Genomic DNA, 19,184 nt, shown 5'->3' on the forward strand with positions numbered 1-19,184 from the left:
TTAGGGCGACACCCTGTGCGCTGACCCAGGCCCCAGGAAAATCCGATGTCGACACCTCCTCCCCTTCGCAGCATTGCCGTGTTCTCCGGTTCCAACACCGGCGTCAATCCCGCCTACGTGGAAGGCGCCCAAGCATTGGGCCGGGAAATCGCCAGACGCGGCCTTCGCCTGGTGTACGGCGGCACCGACAAAGGCTTGATGGGCGTGATGGCCGACACGGTGCTCGCCGAGGGCGGTGAAGTGGTTGGCTTCATCACGCGTCTGCTGTCCGACCTCGGGCACCTTCATCCCGGCCTGACCCGGCATGAAATCACCGAAAACATGCGCAGCCGAAAAGCGCGTATGAGCGAATGCGCCGATGCATTTATCGCTTTGCCGGGTGGTTTGGGGACGTTTGAGGAATTGTTTGAAGTCGCGACGCTGACTCAGTTGGGCGAACACCACAAAGGTGTCGCCTGCCTGAATATTGGAGACTTTTTCAACCCGGTGCGCAGCCTGCTCGAGCATGCGGTGAACGAAGGTTTCATGAAAACCGAACACCGCGACATGCTGATCTTCAACCCCGATCCGGCGGCGTTGATCGATGCGCTTGAGCTGTGGCAGGCGCCGACGGTGACCAAATGGATCGGCGCCGTTAGCGCAGCGCCGCTTTCAACTCGATGACCCGCTCGTTCCAGGTGAAGTGATAGACGTTGGCGGGCGGTAAGGGATGACACTGACCGTTATCCGCGTCGGCCCCCACAATCGACCACTGGGCACGCGAGGTTTCGCCCAACTCACGGGCGGTCTGGGCATTGAAACACTTGCCCAGTTCCTCATCGGGAACCAGCGCGTAAGCCTTGGGATGGTCGCGCAGCCATTGTGCCGCTTGCTCGACCGAAGAGCCGGCCATGCCGAAATGCACAAGTGGCTGCCGGGCGTACAACCAGTGCCCCTCACGCCAGTCGACCAGCACCAGTTCTGCGCCACCGGTCATGGTCGCGGCCTGCGCCATGATCGCGTTATGCGGGTTGGCGCCGTCCCTGATCGGTTCGATGAAGCCACGGGCAAACCACAGCGCAAACCAGATCACCGCCACCGCCTGGAACACTTGTCGACCGCGCGGGCGCTGGCTGAACCAGCGTTTGAGCAACCAGGGAATCAACGGTGCCGCCACCAACACCAACCCGGGCAGCGCGGGGTAGATGTACAACTTGCGCTTGCCGCTGCTGATGCAGAAAAACAGCACCACCAGCAGGACCCACCCCAGCAGCACCAACACCCGGCCGTCGTGCTTTTGCAACTGCCGACGCCACGCGGGCACCAGCCACGGCAGCGCCAACACCAGCGGCAGCCAGTATTGCGGGATCACGTAAACGAAGAAATACCAGAACGGTTCCCGATGGTCCCAGGCCGAGGCATACCGCCCTGCGGTCTGACGCAGCAATATTTCCTTGGCATAGGCGATTTCATCGGCGCCGCCATTGAGCACGATGGACAACGCCAGGGGCAGCAACCAGATCGCCGTGGCACCCAACATCACCGCCAGTCCCAGCCACCACTTGCGCGCCTCGCCCGGCATCGCCACCACGCCGGGCCAGTCTTTGCGCACCGCATAGGCATACGGAATCAACATCAGCGCCGGAACGAACCCGACCCCCTTGGTGATGACGCCCACGCCCATGGCCGCGCAGCCGATATAAAACCAGCGCCAGGCCGGGCCAAGCAGCAAATGACGCGCGAGGCCATAGAGGCCGACCGAGGTGAACAGCACCAAAAAGCTGTCGATCTGACCGGTCTGCAAAATGCTGTAGGTCTGATAGGTGGCCAGGTACAACAGGGCCGCGATCCGGCCAATGCGCTGGTTCCACAGACGTCGGCCCAAATCGTAGACCACTGCGGTGACCGTCACGCCGGACAACAGGCCCGGAATATAAAGGGCAATCGCAGGCTTGCCGGTCAGCCAAGTGAAAAACGCCACGGTCCACATGAAAATCGGCGGCTTGTCGCCGTAGATCTCTGCCGCCCGGTGCGGAATCAGCCACGCGCTGTTGTGCAACATTTCCAGTGCCACGCCGAGGAATCGTTCCTCGTCGACGTTCTGCGGCTGACGCAGGCCCAACCCTGCACCGATCAGCAGCAGGGCCAGCAACATCAGGCCCAGGCACTCGACACCGGGCGATAGCGTTCTACGCATGACTCATTCCTTAGCGGGGGTGCTTTTGGCAATCAGTTGCAAATTGCGCAGATAAACAATCGAGCCAAATGCCTGACCGGCGATGAACACCGGGTCCTGTCGGTAAATGGCGTACGCGAGCAGCAGCGTGCTGCCGACGATGCTCAAGTACCAGAAACTCGTCGGGATCACGCTGCGCTTCTGGTATTCGCTGTACAACCATTGCAGGACAAAGCGACCGGTGAAGGCGATCTGGCCTATGAAGCCGACCGCCAGCCACAGGGTTTCGCGGGAGAGGTTCATCCTTCGATCTCCTGCGCCTTGGTGTTCAGGCGCGTGCGTTTGATCAGCCACCAGACCCCGACCAGATCAAGAATGCCCACCAGCGCCCGGTCGAGGTTGCCGTACTTGGACACCCCGGCGGTACGCGGACGATGGTTGACCGGGTGGACGATCATTCGGCCGTTGTGACGCTGGATCAGCGCTGGCAGAAACCGGTGCATGTGGTCGAAGTACGGCAAGCGCAGAAATGCCGCCCGCTCGATCAGCTTCAGCCCGCAACCGGTGTCCGGCGTGGCGTCGTTGAGCATGCGCCGGCGCAGTCCGTTGGCGAAGCGCGAGGCCCAGCGTTTGCTGGCGGTGTCACGGCGGTTGACGCGGTGACCGGCCACCAGTTGAACGTCGACGGGACCGTGGCCACCGCGCACCAGTTGCAACATGCCAGGGATGTCCGCCGGGTCGTTCTGGCCATCACCATCGAGCGTCGCCAGCCACTGCCCGCGTGCGGCGAGCGCGGCATGGTAAAGCGAGGTGCTCTGGCCCAGCGAACGCTCATGGCACAGAATGCGCAGCGCGCTCAAACCGCTGTTTTTGATCTGCTGCAGTTCGTGCAGGGTGGCATCGGTGCTGCCATCGTCGACGACGATGATTTCGTACGCTTCATCCGCCAACGCCGCACGGATTTCCTCAATCAAGGGCTTGAGGTTGTTGGTTTCGTTTTTCGCCGGAATCAGTACCGATACGAAGATGTCTTGGCTCATAGGGTTCTCCCCCCGCTAATGGTTGGTCTCAAGGGTGAACGCTTCATCGCTGATAAAAGTGCCGATACCACTGCACAAACTCCGCCACACCGGTCTCGACCGCCACACGCGGGCGAAAGTCGACCCAATCCGCCAACGCCGACACCTCGGCCCAGGTCTTGATCACATCGCCTGCTTGCAGCGGCAAATAGTTGCGCCGCGCCTTGATGCCCAGCACATTTTCCAGGCACTCGACGAACGCCAGCAGCGGCATCGGTTCGCCCCGTCCGATGTTGAAGATTCGGTTGGCGCCTTCGCCGGCACTGTCCGCTAACGGCGGTTTGGGCCGCAGGCGCACGATGCTTTCGACGATGTCATCGATGTAGGTGAAATCCCGCGCCATCTCGCCGTGGTTATAGATGTCGATCGGTTCGTCGTCGAGCATCGCCCGGGTGAACTTGAACAGCGCCATGTCCGGCCGGCCCCAGGGTCCGTAAACCGTGAAAAACCGCAGGCCACTGGCGCGAATTCCGTAGAGATGGCAATAGCTGTGCGCGAGCAGTTCATTGGCGCGCTTGCTGGCGGCATACAGCGAAACCGGGTGCTCGACGGCGTCTTCAACACTGAACGGCATCTTGCTGTTGGTGCCATACACCGAGCTGCTCGACGCGTAGATCAAGTGCTCGGGGCGATGGTGCCGGCAGGCTTCAAGCACATTCACAAACCCCACCAGGTTCGATTGCGCGTAGACATCGGGATTGTCCAGCGAGTAGCGAACGCCGGCCTGAGCGGCCAGATGCACGACCTCAGTGAATCGATGTTCCTTGAACAGCCCCATCAGGGCCGCTTTATCGACAATATCCAGTCGCTGAAAACGAAAACCCGGCAACGACTTCAATTCGTTGAGCCGTGCCTGTTTGAGTTCTACGCTGTAGTAGTCGTTGAGGTTATCAATACCGACGACTTCAAGACCTTGCTGGCACAGCCGTTTAACCGTGTGATAACCAATAAAACCGGCAGCGCCGGTAACCAGAACAGTCATAGCACCTCATTATTATTCGAAGCCCGCTTCAACTTCATACCCGGCATCATTGATAAGTCCTTGAGGCCCGTGACATCGTTGACACGCCGCCCCGTTACCCTGCCTGTGCAATGGTGAAATCTTGTTACATATTTATTTAAATTGTATGAAGGCGACAAGAGTGCAGAGTCGCGTTTTGACGCTACTGATAAGCCTTGTCATTTGCGCCATGGCCAATGCCGAACCAAGGCCTGCCAACATGGTGTATCTGCGCACCATCGACCCGAGCATCGAACAGGACATGCGCTACGCCAGTGCCCACAATTTCACCGGGCACCGACTAGACGGTTACGACGCTGCCGAATGCCTGTTGTCCGTGGACACCGCCAAGGCCCTCGCCCGGGTACAAGCAGCCCTGCGCACGCAAGGCTACGGTTTGAAGGTGTTCGACTGCTATCGACCCAGCCGCGCCGTCGCCGACATGGGTCGCTTCGCCACAGAACCGGGTGACCCGCGCAAGGCCGAGTTCTATCCGCGCGTGGACAAACAGGACTTCTGGCGCCTGGGCTATGTGGCGCGGGTGTCGGGACACTCCAAGGGATCAACCGTGGACCTGACGCTGATCGGCCCCGATGCGCTGCCCGCCGACACCTGGACACCGACGGCGACGCAAATCGATTGCACCGCGCCTTACGACCAGCGCTGGCACGACGGCGCCCTGGACATGGGCACCGGTTTCGATTGCTTCGACGAGCGCGCACACACCGTCAACCCGACGATCAACGCCACCGCCAAGGACAACCGTCAACGCCTGAGCAGCGCCATGGAGAAAGAAGGGTTTGCCGGGTATTCGAAGGAATGGTGGCATTTCACATTCAGTGGCGAGGGTGCGCCGAAGGACGTGATGGACTTCCCGATCACACCGATGAGCGCCAGCGACACGATCGGCAGCAGTGGTCAGTTGATTGTGGTGACCAGCAAAAACTGGGATGACCTTCAGGGCACCGCTCAGCGCTATGAACGCGACGGAAAAATCTTTCGAAAGTACGGCGATGCCTTTCCCGTCGTGGTCGGAAAAAACGGCATGGGCTGGGGCAAAGGCGTGAGCAGCCTGGGTGATGTTGAAGGCCCGATCAAACGCGAAGGCGATGGAAAAGCACCCGCGGGAGTCTTCAAACTGGGCACGGCGTTTGGTTTCGACGCATCTGTAGACACCCACCTGCCTTACCTCGCGCTGACACCGACCACCGAATGCGTGGATGACAGCCAATCCAGTCACTACAACAAACTGGTCGACGGCGCAGCGACGGCTACAGACTGGAGCAGCTCGGAACACATGCGCAACGAAGAGGGTTATCGCCAAGGCATTTTCATCGAGCACAATACCCCGGCGACGGCGGGTTCGGGCTCGTGCATTTTCTTCCACATCTGGCGCGGCCCCGCTTCACCGACAGCGGGCTGTACGGCCATGGATCAGGGGGATATTGCTGCGTTGCTCAAGTGGCTCGACCCTCGCGAATCGCCGTTGCTGGTGCAGATGCCGGAGGCGCAGTACGAGCAGTTTCGTGAGGAGTGGGCGTTGCCGTGATGTGGGTGCGAGTTGGATGGGGTCAACTGGAGAAGCACTTTTTGCGGGCAGCCAAATCAACGCGCATATCAGCCATCACCTGATCGTGTGGGACATTCGGGCGAGGATCATCGAGCGAAGCTTGCACTTTGGCACGAAACCAACGGTCATAACTGACAGCTTTTTCTTCAGTTTCAAACTCTGAAACGATGGGGGAAAGTTCGGCACTCATTGTGACCTCCGGTCCGATGTTTAGCAGTCTAATCGGTAAGTGGCTCACTGTCGTCGCTGGCTAGATGAAGGGCACCTCTGTCACCAGACAGTTGACTCTCTTTTATAGGGTTGCAGCCATCACCCTACCCCCCTCGCTTCCGAGTGCCAACCCTAAAACCCTGTGGGATGGTTCTTCGATTTTCTGAAAACCGTCACATGTCTTACGGCGCTTGTTTAATAACACTCTTACCGTCAGCTACAAGGACTTAGGCCTTTCCCTGCGGCATCGCCTGAATCCACCGCCTTATGCCTCTATGACCTGCCCTTCAAATCCAGGCAATACGTGTAATACCCCTTAGTTCCCCTTGCGCAGCCGAGTAAACCGACTAGCCTTAGCGTTTCCTAGGCCAACATGTAAACCTGCGTCAGCCCTTTGATTTGCTGGCCACGCATATAACGCGTTGTTTGGCCGAATCCTTAAGATAGACGTTGCGGGATTGCCCGCAGCGTTATCTAGACGGAGGTGGCGCCGGTGACTCGAGTCGAAACGTCTACCATCAAAATCCGGCAGGTACGGAGTTCTAGCGGTCTCCCAATCGACTGCACCTACCTTGAACACCCGGCTTTTGATGAACACTCCAACCTGTGCCAGTCACTGCACTTGACGTTCATCCATTACGTCCCGCAGAGACTCAATTCGGCGGCATATTTGCTGCGAAAAAGTATCAATCTTTTTTTTGAATTTTTTGCGGTGCATACAGCTCTGAATCCTAAGCCCCTTCACCTGAAAGCACTGACGGACATTACCGCCCCCGTATTCAAAAGCTTTGCCAATTACGTATTAAGACGGGGTGAAAAATCCGAGTCGGCGATTGTCTTGCGCTCTGCCCTCTCCATCGTGGCGCGTGAAACGGAGGTAATCCCCTTACTGGATCTACCACCGATTTCGCCCACCCAAGCAAACCCCACCCATCCATTAGCCGCCGATGGGGCTGCCTCCATCCAGGAAAGCTTGAACCGTCAAATCGACCTGATTTACGAAAAACTGCACTTTCGCGACGAAGTTCATTGCTCGACACCGTACACCTTCGACGAACTATCGCTCTTAATAGAGAAGTCGTTCACCGAACATCAGGTCATGGTCTGGGTGAAATATCACACCGCCCGCGACAACAAAATGAGCCGGTACAGGCTAGCGACTCGAACCAAACGCTGCGTGGCGCTTCATGGCGTGATGACGTCTCCGGCCGTAGCGATGAAACTCTTAAAGGATTATGAACTTAAACAGGGCGAGGTACTGATCCCACCTGATTTTGATCCTGAGATGGGGCTCAAAGATAATATTTACAACTGGAAGCCTGATTGGTGTCGATTTCTGAAAACCTTTATGGTTCACGATTTCCCGTTTAACTTGACCCGCACGCAACGGCAAACCTACTACTCTCATCAATCATTGCGCAGCACGAGTAAATGTACTAATGCGATACAACTCATCATTTTTCGCTTGACCAAATCTTGCGAATACTTCGAAAGAAAATATGGGGACAGCCCGAGCCTCTCGCAAGTGCTGTACCAGTATTACCCAAGCCAAGTGGACGTCGGCGCCATTGTTTTGATGATGATGTTGCAATCAGGCTGGAACAAAGAAACGGTAATGGCCATCAATCCCGACGATTTTGAGCACGCCTTGACCGGCGTGATTGAATCCAACATTAAAATCATCTTCTCCGAGAAGGTCCGCGGCAGCACCCGCACCGGTCCCTATTCACCAAACAAGGCCCCACAAACACCCAAGCGAATGTATTCGCCGAGCAATGCCGAGGATCCCTATTCACTCTACAACCTGATACTGCTCGCGAAAGACCTGATCAAGCCGCTTTATGACATTCAACAGCCGCCCGACATTAATGCTCAAGTTGATAATGGGAACCCATTATTTAGCTATATGAACAAGTACCACACCTGGAAAAATCAGCTGGTATCCACCCTTGATGGACGGGGCGATCGATTACCTCAAGCGGTTGGCGAATTTCTCCAGCTCTACCCCGTGGTGGATAACGGCGAACGCCTCGTGCGCACCGCAGACGTTACCCGTCGCCTTCGCCCCACCTGGACTGCCCACCGCAAACAGCAATTCTCCCTGGAGCTGGTGTCCCAAATGCTGGGCCACGAATTCGAGGCGACCACCGATATCTATTACGACTCATCGCCCCAAGCTCACCGTGATCGGCTCACGCGACTTAGAGGAGAGTTAGAGGAGGTGTTGCATCTGCTGCGCATTCGAAAATTCAAGGGCCTGCTCAGCGCTCACGCAGAAAGCCATGCAAATGCGGATCTTCACATCTTTCACATTCCTGGGCATGAGTTGGCCTTATGGGGGTGTACGGACCGTTATACACCCGACTGGTACGGCCATCGATCGCAGGTCAGGGACGGAGAGCTGTGCGCCCACCTGGAGCAATGCTGTTTCTGCAGCCGTGTGCGCATTCTTCAAGACTCCTTGCCCTATCTAATCGAGCGCCGCGCTCACATCGAAGAGCAGCTCAGTGACGCCCAAGATCTGCCGCTGGTGGGTCGATTGGAGGATGAGCTCACGACCCTCCATTTCATCCTGGACAACTGGCAAGACAACGACGCAATCAAACATGCCGTGCGTTATCGAAACCGGCACAAGCCGTTGCTCCCCAGAAATTTATCCGACCTGAATGTGATCTTCAAAACTGGAGAGATGAATGAGTGACACTCAGTTCTACGACGAATTGATTGATGACTTCGAACGTCAACTCATCGACGGCTCTTTGACCGAGCTGGAAAATTATGTCCTGCGAAGCGCCGACTTGTCGCCGAACAAAGAGAGCGTTTTGGTGGCGATGCTCAGCGCCGGCGGCGGTGATTTCCCTATCAATGAACGGTGCCGCTATCAAAGTCAACAATGGGTCTTTGACTCGAAGCCCATCGGTACAGCCCCCCAAGTGCCCTTTAATCACCTGACACCAGGTGCCAATACGTTGAAGCGCGCGCTAAGTTTCTATCGCATTCCGGAATTCTCTTACTACAACATCAAGAGCTACCGCACCACGGCGACACGTTCGCGGGATTTTATCGCCCTGGAAAAATACCTGTTTATAGCGAACCACCTGACCTGCTTGCCTGAGCACATCCGGCTGATCACCCCTAAGATGATTAACCAAGCCTTGGATATGGCCCGCGACAGCGAGGCGAAATCCAACTATTTCACGCTGTTCACCATCCTTCGTTTTTGGTCAGCGCTTTCCGTTCAAAAACTGATTCCCGAGCCGTTGAGACTCGACGTCCCCCTCAGTCATTTCAACTATGAGGAGCGCCGCCAGGACGTCATTGCCGTTCATGAAGGCTCCATACAGTCTTGGGTACCCTTTTCTGAACAGGAATTGCAGCGCCTTATCGAGTACGCGCTATTCTGGCTGGAAAAAGCCCTGCCTGCCCTGCTCGACTTCAAACAACGACTGTTAGACAGTGATCTGCTCGGGCGCTACCCAAAAGGTAAGATTGACCGATATTCAAGAGATGCAGCCCTGGAACGGTTATTCCACATTGAAGTGGAAGGCGAGGTACTCATGGAGATCGCCAGAACAGACAGCTCTCGCCAAGGTAGTCCCGCATACTTGTATACATGGAAGACGCGCTACGCCGAGATGCTTGACCACGTTCGCAATGCCATTTTCATCCTAGTCGCGCTATTAACAGGGGCGCGGTCTTCGGAGCTAGCCCCCCTGCAACGACAGCACCTGCGCAATGAACGTCCCGACCAATCAGGCGATTTTTGGCTTCAAATCACGCGCTGGAAGACCTCCAGCGACCCTAATTACTACGGACAAACCGAAGAATTACCCCTTCCGCGCTTTGCTGCCGAAGCGATACTCAGCCTGTATAAACTCAAAGAACTCGCCGGTTTTGAACAGGCGCGTTTTCTTTTTCAATCCAACGCCGGACGCAGAGCCAATATTAAAGGCGACCCACAACTGCTGAGATTCGTGGTCAATCAAATTGCGGAGAATACCGGCGTCCAACACATCCATCCCCACCGGTTCAGAAAAAGCATTGCCGAAATCCTTATCAATCGCGACGAACGCAACATCGACATTATCCGCGCCCTTTTCGGCCACAAAAGCTATGACATGACCCTCAAGTACATCGCTAGAAATCCGGCGATGGTGCGCTGTATCGCAGCAGTGCTGGAGCAAAATTTTACCGCTGACTTTCAAGAAATCGTTTCGCAAATTCGTTACGGCGCCTACTCGGGCGAAGTTGCGGATCGGATTGCGCAACACATACAAGCACGGCCTCACGAATTCACCGGTTCTCAACTCAAACTCACGCTACACAATTACATCATTCACATTTTGAGATCCGGCAGCCCGCTGCTCATTAAACGCACCGCCCTCGGCACCTATTGTGTGACAGCCGAAAAATTCTCTGACGACAATGCCCCCCCCTGTATTGCCGGGAACGCGGGGCGCCATCACGAGCATCGCCCCAACCCGTCTAACTGCGATTATTCGTGCCGCAAGATCGTCGTGTTCCTGAAAGCCAAGCAAGCCCTGGAAGACAACATTCACTTTTATGAAAAGATCCTCGCCGATCAGAATTGCGCGTTTCCGGCATCGGCCAAGCGCCATATCCTGGATAAGATCAGCGCCTATCGCGCGCACCTGTCCAACCTGAGTGCCCCCCACAAGATCGCCGTGGTGGAGTTGAACCATGAGCAGTGAAACGCGGCAACGGTTAGTGACGATCATCACCGACAGAGTGCTGAGCGGCGCGGCGCGCACCATTAATATTAGCGACCTGGCCACGGCGGCCGGAATATCCCGACAAGCCTTTCATCGCTATTACAGCGACCTCAAGCCCTATGCCAATGGCACTCGGCCCGCGACCGAACTATTGGATCAGGACTTCTTAACCAGCAAAGATCTCTTGAGCAAAGCCCAGCTACGCATTACGGAGCTGACGAACCAACTCAATAACGTAGAGCACCTCCACGCCATTCAATTACGACGTACAGTGGATCAGCACATTACCAGCTTGATGAACAATGACCTGGCGATCTTCGAAGCCGACAGCATTCGTTCGGCCTCGGAAAAACAATCATTGGTCATCGCCGACTATGTCGCGCAGATCCAGGCTCTCAAAACCCAACTCGCGCAGACCGAGCTGCGCAAGCAGACTCCGGTCGAGGACAGCCTGGCGCAGGTACTGTATTTCGAGCCCAAGCTCAACACGGCCTATCAGCAGTTTCAAACTTCCCACGACATCAAAGCGTACGAAGCGCACAAAGATCGTGAAATGCTCAAGATCGCGCATAAAATCAACGCGCTTCACCCGTCAGATGTTGAACTGGTTATCTACATCGACAAATACATCAGTCAGTTTTCAAACTTCAAGCATAAGTTCCGTGAACACCACGGTACACCGCTCTGTGTGGTGCGTGCGCCCGTTTACGACCTGACTGAACTGCAGGCCACGTTTCTCGATTACATCACCTCACCGTGCCGCATTGCCCTCCATGTCCCGCAATGCGAGTCCAGCGCCGCAGCGGCGGCGCAACGCGCCTTTTTTGTGCGTAACGTGCCCGCTGAAGTGTTGAACGCAGCCGATCACGCGGATCATTTTTATCTGAGAAAAGGCATCGAACAGGTCACCTACTTTTTAGTCAGGAGTGGCGAGTGACGATCTTTCGCAAGCGTCTCATTGACTATGAGAGCGTCGACATTGGCCTCAAGGTTCGACATTACATCGTGACCGCCGAAGAGCAGGGCAAGACCGTCCTGCTGAGTTACCCAAACCTATATCTGTACGACAAGTCGCGCTCGTCAATCAAAACGTCCGAGCGCTATGCGGCCACGATCGTGATGTTCTATGCCTACCTCAGTGAGCTATCTCGATTCAAACCGCTTTCGGCGTCCCACTATCATGTGATCTGTACCAACCAGGACATTCGCCGCTGGCAAGTCACGCGCCTGATCAGGCGACAAGCCCAAGGCACCTGCCGGCCGTCGTCGGCAACGATTTTTGAAGATGCTAAAATCGTGCTGAATTTTTTTCTGTGGCTGGACCGCAAAGCCATCCCGCACTTGGTCAACCTCACCTCCACGACATGGCTGCCCAATTACAAAAGCGAACGGATGCTCAACTACATTGCGGCGAAAGCCCAGGAGCGGGTGAATACGGACAGCATTCGAGTCTTGGACCAGGAAAACCGGCAACGCCGAATGGACGGGCTAATCACCCATCAGGAAATCGCGGTGTTCATGCACAGCTTTGCTGATCCCGTCTATGCCTGCATGTTCATGCTGTCCCTAGGCACCGCAATGCGCCCCATGGACGTCTGTCGCTTCCCCTATGTGGGTAATGGCGTCAATAGCCATATTGTCCCGTACACCGAGATGGATCAGCGCCACCTGAGCACGACCGTTGACTATGTGGTCCGCCACAGTAAAGGACGGAAGACACGACAAATAGTGATTCATATCGATGACTTGAAACGCCTGCAAACCGAGTACACTGATCAATACTACGTTCAGCGGGCAGCCAAATATCGCGCTCGACACGGCGTGGCCTGCCCCCCAGACATATTGTTTTTAACCGAGAACGGGCACCCCATTACGCCGAAAATGATTGCCGCGCGCAGTTACAGCGCGAAACGACGCGCCATGGTGACGGATCCTGAATTTCGACCTCAGCTCAACTTTTATGCTGCGAGGCATTGGTGGCCGACCCAATTTCTAATCCGTTTTTTTGGAGACAAGCTGATCAACAGCGATTCAAGGCTCTTCAACTTGGCCGCCGCCCAAATACTGCAAAATCAGATGGGGCACAGCCAACTTTCCACGACCTTCAAGCATTACGTCGACCTAGCACGGCTGATTTTGTATTTGAATCTCAACAACGTCGAGGAGGTGCTGGCGTGTTCCAGCCAAAGCACCTTGCGCTTACTCGATTATCTGCGCGAACAGCGACTGAAAACACCATGATCCGCCCACCGTCGTGCACCCAGGAAATTGCATCAACTTGACCAGTCAATTGCATTCGATTTGACCAGTACGCTTACTGCCTCCGCTTCAGCGCAGAATCGGCGAGAGAAATGGAAGCCAAACCCGCCAGGAAGAATATCGACGACATTATCGGCCAAGTGGATGGGATGTCAGCAGTAGTGCCCCCCAAGAAGTCCTATGAAATACTATAAAATATATATCGAATGAATTTATTGATTTTGTCTTTGGAGTTAATTTGGGGCGTTGATAAAGCCTATCTCCCAAAACTTTTCGCATTAATTGGCCCCGTCCTGCAAATGTCCCCACCCGAGTGTGCTGAGTTCTCATGTATCCCTCAAAAAAATGCTAAAAGAAAATCGGGCGTGTCGGATAGTCGACTCCACTTAGACGTCGGCGGTTCAGGATTTCGACACACAGGGATCCTGTCATTTTAGCCAGACTGCTACGCCTAGTGAGGGATAATACAAACACGTCAGAATACTGCCAGCAACTGCTGACGATAGTTTTTCGAAAAGCTTAACTGATAAGACGATAAAGTGGCCGATTCACCGGCCGATAAAAATTTCTGCGCGATGGTGTTGCCTACTGATCCGCATGCTTCTTCCGCGCTATCTTGCATGGAAATACCCAGCTCGCCTTCTGTGGAGAAAACCTCTCCCCAAGATGCATGTACAGCACACACGACAGCCAAATCATCTGGTAAATCATCAGCAATACGCTGGGAAAACCGCTTCAGCGTCGGCTCCGCCAGTACGAACAACCAAGCTTGATCATCAATCACCCCCATACGTCGCAGAACTCTTCCCAAGACTTGGCGGTAATGAAGTTCTGTACGAATCCGACTGAGGTAGCAACATACTTGCAACCGAGGAATATCAGTTCCCTCACTTATCATTCCCACCGCAACAATCCATCGGCAGTCGCTATTTTTAAACCCGTTGATGACCTGCTGTGCGTCTGGGATTCTGGTGGTGACGACTTGGAAACTTTCTCCCCTACTCTTGAGCGCCAAAGCGACTTGCTGAGCATGCTCGATATTCGTGGCAACGACTAGCCCGGCGGCGTCTGGCTTGAGTTTTCGCATTTCATCGAGCTTCTTGCTTCCCAGATCAAGCAACTGGTTGAGCGCGTCCTCATGCCTAATTAGGTCCTCATATGAAACCGGAGATTCGCGCAAAAGCTTAGCGATGCTGGGAAATAGTTTAACAGTAGTGTCGTTTAGAAAATTTTCTTTGAGTCTCAGCATCTGGTTATCTAAGAGAACGATGCGAGGCGTCCGGCAAACCCCGTCGGAAATGGCTTCTTTGAGGCCATAGCGATAGTCGCAAATCAATCGACCCTCCGGGTTGGAGTAACGAGCCAAAGCAATGCCTCTGTCATCCGAGCGCCATGGCGTACCCGATAGAGCCAAGGTAAAAGCAGCGCGGGCTTGCATTTTCAAAAGAATTTGCTGCCCCCAAGCATTGCTCAACAGCGGATCGTATCCTGAGCAGTGATGGATCTCGTCGAATACTGCAAACACACGGTAGTCCTCGAAAAGTCTCCAGAAGGCTTCATCCTGGTACTCCATCGCTTGATAGGTACTCGCAGTTCCTACGGCACCGATAAGCCCATCCAGACGCTTCCCAAGCACAGCGGAGAATGTCGAGCGAAAGCCGTCGACGACTTGGCAAGACGGAGCGAAACACAGAACGAGATCAATCTTGCCTTGCTCCAACAGTTGTCGAGCCAACTCTGCGGCCATTCGTGTCTTCCCGGCCCCTGGAGTGGCTTGACAGAAGAAGTGCGGCGTTGTGGTGTAGTGCTCCAGCGCTATTTCAATGCATTGGCTCTGCCATTTTCTCGGCGATGCTTTCATCGTGCGGACATGACTGTCTTGAGCGTCTTTTCGACCGCTCGGAGATGCCCTAGAAGTCGAGAGCTTCGGTCCCGAGCTTCGAGATAATCACCTTCGACTTGGTCTTTCAGATGCGGCATTTCGTCGAGCAGTTGCTTATAGCGCTCCGTCTCCCCCATGGAGGAAAGGAAGTCGAGCCGAATCTCTTTGAGTATGGATTCCAGGTGTTCGACCACATCAGGCCCAGGCTGCTCTGAGTCGGTGCTTTGTGCGGGCTGTTGCAGCGGTTTATTTACAGACTTGACACTGTTTTCGTACCCATTATCGATGAGCTCCACCTGTAGATTCGCTGGAATACTCTGCCAGTGATAGATCTGCCCCCGCTTTTGCCGTTTTTCATCCTGAACAACCCATCCGGTACGCAGCATCCGTCTTATCTGCTCATAGACATATCTGCGCAGATCGCTGCTGTTGAACGTAATCCCCGCCAAGTGAGTGGCGTAAGCGTTGCGTAAGTCGCTGGTCGTAAATTGGCGTAGGTGCCCCTGCTGAAACAGGTCGTAGAGCCGCCTGTCGAAGATGAATGAATCGGGTTTCATGCAGGCACCTGGAAGGGAAATTCGCGGAACGGCCAAATTGCGGATTATAGTCCGTGGCCGATTCATCCGCAAACGCAAGATAGTGCCGCCTCAGTGTAGACCGAGGCGGATATGCATAATCTTGCAAAGGCATTGGGCGAAAGAATACGGACACAACGGAAAGCCAAAGGGTTTTCCCAAGATGCCTTGGCGCACTCCTGCGCTGTCGATCGTAGCTATATGGGGCGTATTGAGCGCGGCGAAGTGAATATCACCGTAGAAAAGCTCTATCGCATAGCCAACGTTCTGGAATGCAAGCCTCAGTACCTCTTGCCTGAAACTCTTTCTCTCCACGAGTTGGCTTCTGATCTGACGGCAAGCGACTGAACCCAAATTAGCTGGCACTAATTGACCAGAGCTCACAAATTACTGACTCAAACGCGCAGCGTCACTTTGCAAGGGCCGGCATGATACCTATCCGGCACGCGAAACCGGCATGAGTTTTCACTACGATTAGAATTCTTTTCATTACGAATGGAATCAGCCAACCATAGCCAGCCATGTCGCGAAAACCTTAAACGCCAGCATGGGCGCCGTTTGCGAAAGGTTTTATGTGATGTCGGGCCATTGCTAAAAGAATTTCTGCGGTGCGGCACTGAACAGCCACACTCCGAAGCACACCTCCAGCTTGGCGACACTCTTGGCCTCGCTGTTGGTATGGCTCAAGCATCAAGCGGTCTTGGCGAAGCTACCGACCCCGGCACTGCGCAAAAAGCATTCGATACACCTGAATGTTTCCATAGATGTCACTATAAACTTTGGGTTTACACAGCTTATTGCAATTACCGCCTACCTAACCTTCGTTGGTCATTAGAAATTAAAACGGAATCATTAGAACTTAAAATATGCACACCACCCCAAGGACTTGGCACATAGCGACACCTGCATAACCATTGTCCTTCGAGGCGCACCTAGCCATGCTTTTCGGTGTGTTAACGTTTGGGGGACGGGTCAAAAAACTGGACCGCACTTCCCCCAAACTCACAGGACTTTTTCGGCCGAAGCGGCAGATCGCGAGAGGCGGAAAACGGCCAGAAGCAGCCGGTGGCTGGAGCAATGGCAAATGTGCACCTATGCTTGGATTGCCGGAAAACTGATCAAGGTGACTGTACTGCTCAAACAAGGGTGCGCAACATTCGTAACAGGTCATCCGAGCGATTCAATGCCAGTACCCCTCATGGATGACCAGAGCGCTAAGTGAGTGACAGCGCCCAGAGAAATGTCCCTGCGCCTTAGTTCCCCAGTTTGGATAGTCCATGCATTTGGCATCCTTCAAGGAGAACTCTATGACGCAAACGCTCAAATCCATAGCCGTTTTGGCGGCCTCTATCGCGCTGACCTTGCCTGCAATGGCGGCGACGCAGACAGCCACCGAAATCCCCCCGGGACTCATTACCCCCGATCGCCTCGAAACCCGTATCGGCACACTGGAGTTCAAGGACGGCGCGCCAAGCGTAAAAACCACACAGGACGTCTACGACACCCTGGCGTTCACTCGCGGCATCGACGCGTTCATGAACAGTTTTTCGGGCGCATCGGCTTATGCGATTCGCGAGGGTTTCCACAGCATTGGGGCTGAAGATAATTCGGTGATCATCTTCTCTGAGTTGATGGACGCCCAATCGCTGTTTCTCACCGCCAACGCCGACACCATCTATACGCTCTCGATCCTCGATCTGACTAAAGGCCCCTTGGTGGTTGAGGTGCCACCCAAATCGCTCGGCACGCTCAATGACATGTGGTTCGGCTGGATTATCGATCTTGGCGCCCCTGGCCCTGATAGGGGTGAAGGCGGCAAATACCTGATCGTTCCGCCGGACTACAACGGTCCGCTTCCAGACAGTGGCTTCTTCGTAGGCCGAGCAAAAACCAATCATGTTCTGTATGCCGTCCGCGCGTTCATGGAAAACAATGATCCGAAACCCGCTGTCGACCTGATCAAGGACACACTGAAGATTTATCCCTACACGCCCGGCGGCTACGGTACCAGCATTGCCACGGCGCTCGCCGGCCAGGTCAGGCTGGAGCCCAATCCGCCGACACCACCGACAAAATTCGTGGAGGGCAGCGGCAAGTCTTTCAACACCATTCCCCCTAATGACTTTGCCTATTACGAGATGCTCGACAAGCTTGTGCAGCTGGAACCTGCCACCTCGTTCGACCCGGAACTGCTGGGCCAACTGGCGGCCATTGGCATCGTCAAGGGCAAGCCCTTTGCGCCGGACGAGCGGATGAAGAAGATCCTCACCGAAGCGGCGGCCGTGGGCAATGCGGCGGGACGCTCACTGAACTTTCGGGGTGCTGAATATCCAGGCTGGGCCTACTACCCGAACTCGATGTGGGCCAGCATGCTATGGCAAGGTGGTTTCGACTTTGAGACACCACCGCCCATGATCACCAAGGAAGGCTTGTTCAAGCCATTCCCCCCTACCGGTGCGCGGACACTCGATTCGCGCACGGCCTTCTATTACGGTTACACCATGGATTCACCGGGCATGATCATGCGCCTGCCCAATGTAGGCTCGCAGTACCTCATGGGTTTCACAGATGCGCAAAAGAATCCCTTTGATGGCGGCAAGACCTACAAGGTAACCCTGCCGCCGAACATTCCAGCGGCCAAATTCTGGTCGTTCACCGTCTACGACAACCAGACGCGGTCCATGCTCCAGACGCCGCAGCGCTACCCGCGCGCCGGCAGCCAGACCTACCCTTCGCCGGCAGCCGTCGAGAACGCGGACGGCTCCACGACCATCTACTTCGGTCCGACCAAGCCAGCCGACGCTAAGGCAGGCAACTGGATCCAGACCACGCCGGACAAGGGCTGGTTCACGATCCTGCGCCTCTACAGTCCACTGGAGTCGTTCTTCACCAAAGCGTGGCGGCCGAGCGAGCTTGAGCTGGTTCGGTGAGACAACGTCACGGTCAGCACAACACTTTGGGTGGTGCTGACCGTGTGATGCCTTCCGCCAAAAAGGAGAGAACCCTGTGCGAGTACAACGACTGCTAACGCTGCTTTCGACCACGGTTATCGCTATGCAAAATGGCTTGGCATGGGCCGAGGATTCTGCGGAACTGGCCAAAAAGGCACTCAACCCGGTGGCCGCGATGTACAGCCTTCCGGTGCAGTACAACTGGGATCAGAAGATGGGGCCAACGGGTGAGGGCATGCACAGCGTCACGAATATCCAGCCTGTATTGCCCTTTCATTTGTCCGACGACTGGAACCTGATCTCACGCACCATACTCCCCGTTATCGACCAACACGGCCTGGCACCGGATGGCGCGGCGGATGCATCCGGCATCGGCGATGTGACCCAGAGCTTTTTCTTCTCTCCGGTAAAACCCACCGACAGCGGCTGGATCCTTGGTGTCGGCCCGGCCCTGCTGATACCTACCGGCAGCGATAAGTTACTGAGCAGCAAACAATGGGGGCTGGGCCCCACGGCCGTCGCGCTCAAACAGTCAAACGGCTGGACTCGGGGCATTCTCGCTAACCATATCTGGGGGTTGGAGGACAGCCCACCGGATGACAAAGAAAAGGTCAACCAGACCTTCCTGCAACCGTTTCTCTCGTACACCACCGCGACCTACACCACTTACGGGGTGAACACCGAGTCGACCTATAACTGGCAATCCCGGGAGTGGTCGGTACCGGTCAACCTGACGGTCACCCAGCTGTTGAAAATCGGCGGTCAACCTC

Annotated in this window: 16 protein-coding genes; 9 read left to right on the plus strand and 7 right to left on the minus strand. The window is 55.3% G+C overall.

Translation table 11 applies throughout. The features are described 5' to 3' along the window. Positions 1-45 precede the first annotated feature (45 nt). The gene (locus tag EAH78_RS26445) at positions 46-663 is read left to right on the plus strand and encodes a TIGR00730 family Rossman fold protein (RefSeq protein WP_140670503.1); all 618 of its coding nucleotides are present in this window, start codon (positions 46-48) and stop codon (positions 661-663) included. Here the strand turns inward: EAH78_RS26445 and EAH78_RS26450 are convergent. The 4 genes from EAH78_RS26450 to EAH78_RS26465 are packed head-to-tail and all read right to left on the minus strand — an operon-like array spanning position 635 to position 4,216. Beyond that, positions 635-2,176, minus strand: coding sequence for an ArnT family glycosyltransferase (locus tag EAH78_RS26450; protein ID WP_140670505.1), 1,542 nt, complete (start codon positions 2,174-2,176; stop codon positions 635-637). The genes EAH78_RS26445 and EAH78_RS26450 overlap by 29 nt on opposite strands. 3 nt (positions 2,177-2,179) lie before the next feature. Continuing rightward, on the minus strand, positions 2,180-2,458 hold the full coding sequence (locus tag EAH78_RS26455) for a lipid-A-disaccharide synthase N-terminal domain-containing protein (RefSeq protein ID WP_140670507.1): 279 nt from the start codon (positions 2,456-2,458) through the stop codon (positions 2,180-2,182). After that, positions 2,455-3,195 (minus strand): glycosyltransferase family 2 protein, encoded by a 741-nt coding sequence (locus tag EAH78_RS26460; protein ID WP_140670509.1) that lies wholly within the window; start codon positions 3,193-3,195, stop codon positions 2,455-2,457. The genes EAH78_RS26455 and EAH78_RS26460 overlap by 4 nt, the downstream gene beginning before the upstream one ends. A 43-nt stretch (positions 3,196-3,238) precedes the next feature. Then, positions 3,239-4,216, minus strand: a complete 978-nt coding sequence (locus EAH78_RS26465; protein WP_140670511.1) for an NAD-dependent epimerase — start codon at positions 4,214-4,216, stop codon at positions 3,239-3,241. Positions 4,217-4,424: 208 nt separating this feature from the next. Here EAH78_RS26465 and EAH78_RS26470 point away from each other — a divergent pair, with 208 nt between their 5' ends. After that, positions 4,425-5,783, plus strand: a complete 1,359-nt coding sequence (locus tag EAH78_RS26470) for a M15 family metallopeptidase (protein WP_430539954.1) — start codon at positions 4,425-4,427, stop codon at positions 5,781-5,783. A 22-nt stretch (positions 5,784-5,805) separates the two neighbouring features. On the opposite strand, the gene relB is transcribed toward EAH78_RS26470, so the two are convergent. After that, positions 5,806-5,994 carry a type II toxin-antitoxin system RelB family antitoxin gene (relB, locus tag EAH78_RS26475; protein ID WP_140670515.1) on the minus strand — a complete coding sequence of 63 codons (189 nt, stop codon included), beginning with the start codon at positions 5,992-5,994 and terminating at the stop codon, positions 5,806-5,808. 513 nt (positions 5,995-6,507) lie between these two features. On the opposite strand from relB, the gene EAH78_RS26480 reads away from it, so the two are divergent. The 4 genes from EAH78_RS26480 to EAH78_RS26495 are packed head-to-tail and all read left to right on the plus strand — an operon-like array spanning position 6,508 to position 12,988. Beyond that, positions 6,508-8,715 (plus strand): hypothetical protein, encoded by a 2,208-nt coding sequence (locus tag EAH78_RS26480; protein WP_140670517.1) that lies wholly within the window; start codon positions 6,508-6,510, stop codon positions 8,713-8,715. Beyond that, positions 8,708-10,726, plus strand: coding sequence for a tyrosine-type recombinase/integrase (locus EAH78_RS26485; protein WP_140670519.1), 2,019 nt, complete (start codon positions 8,708-8,710; stop codon positions 10,724-10,726). The genes EAH78_RS26480 and EAH78_RS26485 overlap by 8 nt, the downstream gene beginning before the upstream one ends. After that, a complete protein-coding gene (locus EAH78_RS26490) occupies positions 10,716-11,684 on the plus strand; it encodes a hypothetical protein (protein ID WP_140670520.1) in 969 nt (322 codons plus the stop codon). The genes EAH78_RS26485 and EAH78_RS26490 overlap by 11 nt, the downstream gene beginning before the upstream one ends. Continuing rightward, positions 11,681-12,988, plus strand: a complete 1,308-nt coding sequence (locus EAH78_RS26495) for a phage integrase family protein (protein WP_140670521.1) — start codon at positions 11,681-11,683, stop codon at positions 12,986-12,988. The genes EAH78_RS26490 and EAH78_RS26495 overlap by 4 nt, the downstream gene beginning before the upstream one ends. A 493-nt stretch (positions 12,989-13,481) precedes the next feature. On the opposite strand, the gene EAH78_RS26500 is transcribed toward EAH78_RS26495, so the two are convergent. Both EAH78_RS26500 and EAH78_RS26505 read right to left on the minus strand, forming a co-directional pair. Next, positions 13,482-14,867 carry a DEAD/DEAH box helicase gene (locus EAH78_RS26500; protein ID WP_140670523.1) on the minus strand — a complete coding sequence of 462 codons (1,386 nt, stop codon included), beginning with the start codon at positions 14,865-14,867 and terminating at the stop codon, positions 13,482-13,484. After that, positions 14,864-15,445, minus strand: a complete 582-nt coding sequence (locus EAH78_RS26505) for a hypothetical protein (protein WP_140670525.1) — start codon at positions 15,443-15,445, stop codon at positions 14,864-14,866. Before EAH78_RS26505 ends, EAH78_RS26500 begins: the two co-directional genes overlap by 4 nt. A gap of 111 nt (positions 15,446-15,556) precedes the next feature. Here EAH78_RS26505 and EAH78_RS26510 point away from each other — a divergent pair, with 111 nt between their 5' ends. The 3 genes from EAH78_RS26510 to EAH78_RS26520 form a co-directional block, all read left to right on the plus strand. Then, positions 15,557-15,811 carry a helix-turn-helix domain-containing protein gene (locus EAH78_RS26510; RefSeq protein WP_140670527.1) on the plus strand — a complete coding sequence of 85 codons (255 nt, stop codon included), beginning with the start codon at positions 15,557-15,559 and terminating at the stop codon, positions 15,809-15,811. Between the two features lie 959 nt (positions 15,812-16,770). Further along, positions 16,771-18,393: a DUF1254 domain-containing protein gene (locus tag EAH78_RS26515; RefSeq protein WP_140670529.1), complete on the plus strand. Its 1,623-nt coding sequence runs from the start codon at positions 16,771-16,773 to the stop codon at positions 18,391-18,393. 124 nt (positions 18,394-18,517) lie between these two features. Next, a partial coding sequence (locus tag EAH78_RS26520) for a transporter (RefSeq protein ID WP_140670531.1) occupies positions 18,518-19,184 on the plus strand: 667 nt, incomplete at its 3' end.

It is taken from the genome of Pseudomonas arsenicoxydans, from assembly GCF_006438915.1.
GTDB lineage: Bacteria > Pseudomonadota > Gammaproteobacteria > Pseudomonadales > Pseudomonadaceae > Aquipseudomonas > Aquipseudomonas arsenicoxydans_A.